Annotated in this window: 10 protein-coding genes; 6 read left to right on the forward strand and 4 right to left on the reverse strand. The window is 31.3% G+C overall.

The annotated features are described in order from the left end of the window. Positions 1-535: 535 nt before the first annotated feature. Entirely contained in the window at positions 536-868 is a 333-nt protein-coding gene (locus AC2FB1_RS09300) for a magnetosome magnetite crystal formation protein family (RefSeq protein ID WP_490674951.1), read from the reverse strand. Between the two features lie 187 nt (positions 869-1055). Here AC2FB1_RS09300 and AC2FB1_RS09305 point away from each other — a divergent pair, with 187 nt between their 5' ends. From AC2FB1_RS09305 to AC2FB1_RS09320, 4 genes are all read left to right on the forward strand, one after another. Then, positions 1056-1217 carry a hypothetical protein gene (locus AC2FB1_RS09305; RefSeq protein WP_490674952.1) on the forward strand — a complete coding sequence of 54 codons (162 nt, stop codon included), beginning with the start codon at positions 1056-1058 and terminating at the stop codon, positions 1215-1217. Between the two features lie 85 nt (positions 1218-1302). Further along, positions 1303-1806: a universal stress protein gene (locus AC2FB1_RS09310; RefSeq protein WP_490674953.1), complete on the forward strand. Its 504-nt coding sequence runs from the start codon at positions 1303-1305 to the stop codon at positions 1804-1806. Positions 1807-2013: 207 nt separating this feature from the next. After that, on the forward strand, positions 2014-2883 hold the full coding sequence (locus tag AC2FB1_RS09315; protein WP_490674960.1) for a mechanosensitive ion channel family protein: 870 nt from the start codon (positions 2014-2016) through the stop codon (positions 2881-2883). A gap of 208 nt (positions 2884-3091) precedes the next feature. Further along, the gene (locus AC2FB1_RS09320; RefSeq protein ID WP_490674954.1) at positions 3092-3301 is read left to right on the forward strand and encodes a hypothetical protein; all 210 of its coding nucleotides are present in this window, start codon (positions 3092-3094) and stop codon (positions 3299-3301) included. A 59-nt stretch (positions 3302-3360) separates the two neighbouring features. Here AC2FB1_RS09320 and arsC read toward each other — a convergent pair whose 3' ends face one another. Continuing rightward, positions 3361-3759, reverse strand: coding sequence for an arsenate reductase (thioredoxin) (gene arsC, locus AC2FB1_RS09325; RefSeq protein WP_490674955.1), 399 nt, complete (start codon positions 3757-3759; stop codon positions 3361-3363). A gap of 39 nt (positions 3760-3798) precedes the next feature. Beyond that, positions 3799-5346 carry an SLC13 family permease gene (locus AC2FB1_RS09330; RefSeq protein ID WP_368864880.1) on the reverse strand — a complete coding sequence of 516 codons (1548 nt, stop codon included), beginning with the start codon at positions 5344-5346 and terminating at the stop codon, positions 3799-3801. A 286-nt stretch (positions 5347-5632) separates the two neighbouring features. Between AC2FB1_RS09330 and AC2FB1_RS09335 the strand changes: the two genes are divergently transcribed. Then, a complete protein-coding gene (locus AC2FB1_RS09335) occupies positions 5633-6655 on the forward strand; it encodes a zinc ribbon domain-containing protein (protein ID WP_490674957.1) in 1023 nt (340 codons plus the stop codon). Beyond that, positions 6655-7998, forward strand: a complete 1344-nt coding sequence (locus AC2FB1_RS09340) for a zinc ribbon domain-containing protein (protein ID WP_490674958.1) — start codon at positions 6655-6657, stop codon at positions 7996-7998. The genes AC2FB1_RS09335 and AC2FB1_RS09340 overlap by 1 nt, the downstream gene beginning before the upstream one ends. An 89-nt stretch (positions 7999-8087) precedes the next feature. Here the strand turns inward: AC2FB1_RS09340 and AC2FB1_RS09345 are convergent, their stop codons facing one another. Next, positions 8088-8327, reverse strand: a complete 240-nt coding sequence (locus AC2FB1_RS09345) for an XRE family transcriptional regulator (RefSeq protein WP_490674959.1) — start codon at positions 8325-8327, stop codon at positions 8088-8090. Positions 8328-8708 lie beyond the last annotated feature (381 nt).

The following is an 8708-nucleotide window of genomic DNA, read 5'->3' on the forward strand; positions in this document are numbered from 1 at the left end:
TAATAAAAAATATGTATTACAATTTTCATATAAACGTCATAATCAACGATAGTATTGTCTTTTATACTGAAAACGGTAAATTCAAAATATCATGATTGGTTATTTCTTAGTCTAAGACAATATATATTTAATAGTGTGGAGAGTCTGGGACATAAAGTTTTTGTAAATTTTTGATTATTTTCAACTCGTTGGGTTGCTCATTTTCTTATATTGAGTGCCATTGGTAGAGTAAGTTGAGTCATGTTTTATTTTTTATAGATAAGAAACCTTGTTAATTTAGTTTATTGATATTTATTAAATTATACGAAAGGGCCTTATTTTTTAAGTATTTCAATGTAAAATTATATATAAACACAAAGTATTTTGGCGGGACTCTTGTGGGAACAGGACAAGATGAAAACGACAGGCTGAAGCTGTCCCCTAAGAAAGCGAGCCAACAATACGTAGTATTGTAAATAAAGAAGCCAGTAAATGAATTTATAAAAAACTCATTTACTGGCTATTTTGCTAGGAATTATGTTCCAGCCTCTATTGTTTATGGCATCAATAATTTAATTCCTCTAATAATATTTTGTAAAAATAATACAAGTGCCCATATAAAGAAAATAATTGCTATGACAACTATAATAATCCATCCAATACCATGGTCACTATTTAGAAATGCTGAAGAAATAGATAGTGTTACTAATCCTAATACTACCATGACCCAGCTCATAATATGATTAAATAAAGCATTTTTAGCGTGTGTTGAAGACGGTGGTTGTGCGACGATCCATACAATAAGTGGAAATAATACCGGCGCAAAGAAGACACTTAAATAGCTAATGCCACCTAAAACATTACTTTCTCTATAATTTTCATTTGGCATATCATTATCACCTCAATTCTATAAAAACATATAATATGATAAATAGTAAGTAGAAGGTTCTAAAATTACAACACTGTAAGTTAGCGTAAAATGAGAATAAAAAGAAGAAATGTTTAACTTTAAATACCTAAATATTAATTAACATAATAAAATGTAATTTCTAAGTAAATATTTTTTGCATATAGATATGCAAGCTTTAACCGATCATTTAACATTAACGAGTTCTAAATATACTAGAGAAGTATCAGTCAAAGTATTGCCTTTTATTTTAACAATATCATTAGGATGTTATAGCGCGATTTTATCTTATTTACATCATCAAGTTGATAAAGAAGAACGTATCATATAGCTTTTGAAAGCGTTTTACATATTAATACTAATCTTTTTGAAATAGTGTTAAAATAGAGATAAGAAGAGAGAAGGGGGAGATTAAAATGTTATCATACAAAAACATTTTAATTGCAGTTGATGGATCAGATGAAGCAGAATGGGCCTTTTATAAAGCCGTTGATGTAGCAAAACGTAATGATGCAAAGCTCACAATTGTGCATGTGATTGACACGAGAACGTATACCGCTTATGAAGTGTACGCATCTCAATTTGACCCGTCTAAAGAGTATTCTGAGAAATTACTTGAAGGTTATAAAGACCTTGCTATTAAAGAAGGTGTGACAAATGTAGAAACACGACTTGAACTTGGCCCACCGAAATTACTCATCCCTAAAACTTTAGCCAAAGAACTCAATATTGATTTAATTATGTGTGGTGCTTCAGGTTTAAATGCAGTAGAACGTTTTATGATTGGTTCTGTATCAGAAGCGATTGTACGTCATGCCCCATGTGATGTATTAGTCGTACGTACTGAAGAAATTCCAGAAGATTTTGAATCAAAAGTAGCAACACCAGAATTTAGAAAACGATATTTTGAAAAACAGTAATTAAATAATCATGAGTCAATGTGTAACTTCGTTCTCACAATATAGTGAGAATGGAGTTTTTTATTTCATTTGTATAAAGTAATTAAATATTTTAGATAATGTATGTAATATGGTATTATTTTATCTAAGTGTCATTTTTTTCGAATACTTGTTTTTGATGAGTTGATAGTATAAATATAAAAGGAGGCGTATATCAACGTGAGTCAAATGAAACAATTGTTTATTAAATTTATTGAACCATTAACAAAGATAGAATTTTATCAACATTTACTAGCGAATATTTTAATTATCGTTGCGTATATCTTATTAGGTATGATTGTTATTGCAATTTCTAGAAAAGTAGTAACGAAATTTTTTAAAGTCAATGAGAAGAAGAAGACACGCTATAAAATTAAAAGAAGTGAGACACTTTCAACACTTGTTCAAAATTTAATTAGTTATGTTGTTTGGTTTATTGTCCTTACATCGGTTCTTTCTCGTTTTGGAATTAGCGTCTCAGCTATTTTAGCTGGGGCTGGTGTTGTTGGTTTAGCAGTTGGTTTTGGTGCACAGACTGTTGTAAAAGATATTATTACCGGCTTTTTCGTTATTTTTGAAGGACAATTTGACGTAAGTGATTATGTTCAAATTAATTCGTCCGGCGTAACGATTGCAGAAGGAACGGTACAAACCATAGGACTAAGATCTACACGTATTCAATCTGATACAGGAGAAATGTATACATTACCGAATGGAACAATTAGTGAAATCGTAAATTACTCTAAGACAGACGTCTCACCTCTTATTGAAATTCCAATTTCTCCAAACGAAGATTATGACGTGATTGAAAAAGAATTAAAAGCATTCTTGCCAACATTAAAAGATAAATATGATATGTTCGTTGCGGCACCTGATCTACTCGGTTTAGATAGTATTGATGGTAATGAAATGGTAATTAAATTATTAGCTCATGTTAAACCGGGCATGCATTTCCCAGGCCAACGTTTATTAAGAAAAGAAATTATAAGTTACTTTAATGATGTAGGCATTCATACGCCTAAGCCAACACTGGTGAAATTAGAAGATGAAGATGTATAAATAAAATGTGAGACTTTACTTTATAGTTATCATTGGTGTATGTTTCATGAGTGGGACAACTTTGAGTTGTCTCATTTCTTATTAATGAGTAAAAATATATTTGGTTGATCATTGTATAATCTTATAAATAATTAATTATCTATAATTATTTGTAATTTGTCTATATTGTACTTTGGATGTACTATCAAACTGTAATCAAGGTAAAGGGATGATAGATATGTGGGTAAAAGATTTTTATTATGATGGTCATGATTATATCAACAAAAATGTATGGGAGTACATGTGCAAAGATAATGTGACTTTTGATAAAGCTATTGAAGCACTTAATTTAAATTATAACGATGCAATTGCGAATAAGGGAGACATTCCAAATTTAGATATTGAAAGAAAAAATATTATAACAAGCGACTTTTGGTAAGTATTAATATATAAATATTAAGTCAAGATCTACACCAATTTTGTAGACCTTGACTTTTTTTATTGTGCATTTTTAAATTGCTCAATAGCGTCTTTAATTTCATCTCTGACACGTTGGAATTCCGACCACTCTTTACCAGCAGGATCATCAAATCCCCAATGTTCTTTTTTAACACCAGAAGGTATAGTTGGACAATGTGCATCAGCATGACTACATAAGGTCACTATTAAATCTGCATGCTTTAAAATATCGTTATCAATTAAATCAGAGGTATGATTTGAAATGTCGATGTCAACTTCTTTCATTGCCTCGATGGCTTTAGGATTAACACCGTGCGTTTCAATGCCTCCTGAATATACATTCCATTCATCACCTAAAATTGCTTTTCCAAAGCCTTCAGCCATTTGGCTACGACAAGAATTTCCAGTACAAATAAAATAAATGGTTTTTTTAGTCATGATAAACACCTCTATCTATAAAATTTATCTGACTTCATTCTACACTAATCCTAACCATTTCCAATACGTTAAGCTAAATATAATAACAAGAATATAGCCTACGATGGTAAGAGGTATACCTGATTTTAAGAAATCTTTGACAGTAAATGTATCTGTACCATAGGCTAACATATTTTGTGGAGCGCTCACTGGTAATAAGAAACCAAAGCTAATTACAAATTGTTGAATTAAAACGAAACCGATAGAATGATCACCTAACCCTAATGTTGATGTTAATGAAATAAATACGGGGATCAGTGCAGAAGATAAACTTGTGGCACTTGCAAATCCTAAATGAATTAAGATATTAAATAATGTGATGAGTGCAATCGTTGCGATAATTGGTAAGCCTTTTAATCCCATCAATCCGAATGTTTTATCACTTAACCATTGTGCAGCCCCTGTTTTAAGTAAGACATTTCCAAGCGAAATTCCTACACCAAACACGATAATTGTTCCCCATGGAATTTTCTTTTCAACGCCTTTCCAAGTAATCACACCTATTTTAGGCATCAACATTATACCTAATGCAATTAATGTAATACTTGCAGAATCAATAGGGTGTAGCACTTTTTCTGTAGACCAAAAGATGAGTAATAAAATAGAAATAACAATTAAACGCCATTCTCTTGCGCTAATAGGACCGAGTTCATTTAAATCGTGTTTAATTAGATCTTTACCGCCTTCAATGGATTCATGTTCTGGTGGCATGACTTTCATCATAATGAAGTATAGTGCAATAGACATGAGTATTGACCATGGTGCAGCATATAAGAACCACTCGCCCCATGACACGTTATAACCTAAGTTTTGATTAATGAAGTTGATAGCGACAATATTTTGTGCAGCGGCAGTTTTAATACCAATATTCCAAATTGATACTGCTTGCACAGATGTAATAATTAAGAGTGATGCTAATTTACTATCTTTACTTACTTTAAACGCAGCAATCATACCTAATAAAATAGGTACTACAGCACCAGCTCGAGCTGTGGCAGAAGGCACGAAAAAAGCTAAAATAATTGATACTAAAATAGCGCCTATCACAATATTTCTTGTTTTATTTCCTACAATTGAAAGGACATACAGTGCTAGACGTTTATGAAGGTTGGTTTCTTGCATCGCTACTGCTAAGAACAATGCGGCAGTAACAAGCGCAACTGCTGAAGTAGAGAAACCGCTAAATGCGAGACTTAGAGCATTATTTGTCCCTAATAATTCACTGCCTTTAAGTATTGTGTCACCATTTTTTGGATTACCAAGTTGTTCTGATAAATGCTGAACAGGGCTAAAACCGAGTAATAAAATAATAAGACCTAAAATCAATGTGGCTGAAACTGGATAAGATACAGCTTCAGTAACCCACATGATGACAGCGAATGCAAGAATTGCAAGTGCTGCTTTAGCCATCACTGGCAAACTACTAGAAGAAGGTAATAATAAAATAGCGATTAATACAATAAAACTGATTACAATCCATAAGGGTTTATACCCTTTCTTCGCGTTATCTTTTTTAGACTGCGCAATATGTTGATTCCCCTTTGTCATAGTCATCGTCTCCCTTAAAAAATAGTTACACTATTATTTTAACAAGAAAGCGCTTTATTTTAGGGATTATATTTTAAAATACATATAATTTTCAAAATTATATGACTTTATTTTTGAAATATTTAATTTTTAGTTATAATATGGGCTATTTTTATGCATTATTTATAGATGTTGATACATAATAAAATAAAAATAATAAAAAAATAAACAATTTGTAGAAAACAATATAATTGTAATGATATACTTTTTTTAGGATATCAAAATTGAATATATTGGAGTGAAAATAATGCAATGTCCAAATTGTGGGAGCCAAATAGAGCCTAATGACGCATTTTGTGGAGAGTGTGGTCAAAAACTTGAAAAACATGCACAAGTTGTTAATGATGCTGAAAAAGATATTTCTAAAGCACAGTCTCATCAAAGTGAAACTTCTTTTACGACATCTGAACATGGACAGAATAAAACAAGTCCATCTGCAACCAATGCACATCAACAAAATGAACATCCTCAGTCATCACAAGATGCATTCACACATCAACGTTCTCAGACTCAATCAACCTCTACATATCAACATAACTCACATGATTCATCAACGAATCAACCAAACCATCAACAACAGACACAACAAAATCATCAACAATTTGATCAGTTTAGTCATCAAGCAAAAGAAGTCACGCAAGAAAGTAAAGGTTTCTTTAAAAGTGCTTTTGTAGCACCAGATCAAATGATTAAAAGTAATCATGCATTTAGTTTTAAATTATTATTATCATTATTAATTGCAGGCTTTCTTGTAGTAGCTATCTTATTAGCTATAATGATATCAGGTGATGCTGCCGATGTTATTGGGGGCAAAGGTAGTATTATATTATCAATGATAACTGGTATGATTTTATTTTTAGCCGTTGGTGTAGGTGCTACTTTTGCAATTACACGTTTAGTCGTGAAACAACCTTTATCATTTAGAAAAGTATTGTCTGACTATGTCTTAATTAATAGTGTGTCAGTAGCATTATTATTTATTTCTTTTCTTTTATTTATAGCTAATTCATACGTATTTAGTGGAAGCATATTTATTCTATCTACATTACTTTTTCTAGTTTCTGGTATTTATATGATTGCAAAATACAGCGCAAACAGTGACACGCGCTTTTCAAGTTTTTATGGTGTGATTATCTATATGATCATTATCTTCTTATTTATTAGTATTTTTGGCGAATCATTCTTACATCAAATGATTAATCAATTTACGCAAAATATTGGAAATCTTTTTGATAGCGACTTTTTTGACGGGGGAGGATATTCATACTAATGAAATATTGTAGTCAATGTGGGCAACCTTTACGTAAAGGGGTAAAGGTATGTACCAACTGCGGAGCACCCGTAGGCCAATCTAATCAACAACAATCAAGCACACCGTATCATCAACCACATGAGACTGAACAAAGACGTTCAACATCTTCATCATCACCATCGCATAACAATAATAAAAAGATGTGGATAATCGTTGGAGTCATTGTTATTTTAGTGCTTGCATTGATCATTGCATTTTCAATTTTAAAAAGCCAGTTTTCACCTGAGAAGCAAGCATCAAATATTGCACATGCAATAACAAAAGATGATGCAAAAGCACTTTCTAAAGAGGTGTCATCTGGTGATGGAACATTAAATAAAGAAGAGGCGAGAGCATATCTCGATTATCTCAAAGAAGAAGATGACTTAAACCACGTAGCAAATAATGTAGAACAGGCAGCGAAAGATATTAAAGATAAGCATTATAAAAATCTTTCGGTTGATGCGAACAATAACAATGTCATGAATATTTCTAAAGACGGTAAGACGTTTCTTTTCTTTGATAATTATAAGTTTAATATTCCTCAACGCTCGGTAAGTTTATATCCAAATGAAAGTGGAGATATTTCATATGATTTAAATGGAGAGAAAAAGCATGTCTCAGTAGAAGAGGAAGAAAGTAAAAGTTTAGGTACGTTCCCTATTGGAAATTATAATTTAAAAGCTACTAAAGACATGGATGGACAGACCTTTAATGGAGCCTTAGTCATTGATATGAGTCAAAATGGCGCAACAGCAAGTGAATCATTTAAACAGAAACGTTTTAATGTCTATACTGAAGGAGATTATATGTTAGATCATGTAAAAGTGTATGCTAATGATAAAGAGATTGGCAATGCGTCATCTTCAGAAACGTATGGCCCATATGACCCAGATGAAAAAGTAACTGTCTATGCAGAAGGGACATATGAAGGTAAAACATTTAAATCTAATTCAGTCAATGTCACAAGTTCAAGTGATGATGACGAAGATGTCACTGATGTTACCGTTACATTTGATGAGGATGCTATCGATAAATATGTTGATCAAAAAATAGAATCTGACTACGATGACGATAGTAGTGATGATTCTGAAGAAGTCACAAGAGACAATGTCATTGATAAAGTAGAATCTTATGAAGGACACAAGTTAGATACAGATATGTATACGTATAAAGAACCAGAAATTACAGATGATGGTAAATGGGGCTTCTCATTTACAGATAAAGATGGTGATTTAGCCGGATCTTATACGGTAGATAAAGATGATGGTTATGTCACAGAATATGACGAAGATGGCGAAAAAGTAGGATCAGGATATTAATCATTAAAAAAGCACTCACCAGTAATTTAAATTAACTGGAGGAGTGCTTTTTAATAACAAAGACTAAAAAATAGAAAATGTTTAAAAGATTATTTAAGAATTTGAATGTCGTCTACAGAGTCTTTTAGTGTTTCCATTTTGCTATCTAAGAATCTTGATAAGATACATCGAAGTAGTCGACAAATTTTAATGCATCTTCCATTTTTGAGAATATCCCATTGCCAGATGTCGTGTGGTTGATAGTGTGTGCTAAATTGCTTATTTAACTTTTCAGTTAGTTCATCAATCTCTAGGTTATTTTTCATACGTAATTCATGTAAATTACTCATAGTAGAATTCTCTGTCTTAGTTGTTTTTATATTTACTTAATATATTCCCTAAAAGAGATAAAAATCAACATAGATAAATAAATTAAATATAAGAATCAAGATAAATGAATTTATTTTAAATTTTAAAATGATTATTTAAATACTGAATTCTCTATTTCATTCAAATCAAATATACAAATATATTAATTTTAATATTTTGGAAATGTTTGTTATTTTCTGATATATTGAAATTTAATATTATATTATTTATAAATATAAAAAATATAGGGTTCTATATAGAAAAGGAGAAGCTACAATGAAGGTCTTGGACTGACCCCAATTAGTGGGAATGATATAAAAACACTTTCGTTGAATTCATATTAAAATGAATCATGCGGAGGT

The sequence above is a fragment of the Staphylococcus sp. CoH_129_LAB_1 genome (genome assembly GCF_058191515.1).